1 protein-coding gene is annotated in these 266 nt (G+C 42.9%); it reads right to left on the bottom strand.

Features of this window, described 5'->3' with window-relative positions; all coding sequences use genetic code 11:
• Nucleotides 1–238 (bottom strand): PepSY domain-containing protein (locus tag AC2Q9J_RS18055; protein ID WP_499042076.1); only part of this gene is annotated, 238 nt, incomplete at its 3' end.
• Nucleotides 239–266 lie beyond the last annotated feature (28 nt).

The raw sequence follows: 266 nt of genomic DNA, 5'->3' as shown, positions 1-266 counted from the left end.
CATCCGGATATTTTGTCATGAATGATTCCTTTTGGACTTCTATCGGCTGTTCTTCCGTGAAAGATGCCGTCATCATGTCTTTGTATTGCATCTTTGTTACTTGCGGTTCAAATAAATAAATGCTTCCTGTCACAGCCAAGATATTGAAAATCGGTGCAAATATGAGACCTGCATAAAAATGCCAACGCCACACCGCTTGGTACCAAGCGTTACGTTTGTTCAACCGTTCCCCTCGCATGATGCTTCCCCCTTTATCATTGTGTCCA

The organism is Planococcus sp. RAB007_Raresut, from assembly GCF_057369535.1.
This window is presented reverse-complemented; position numbering and strand designations above follow the sequence as displayed.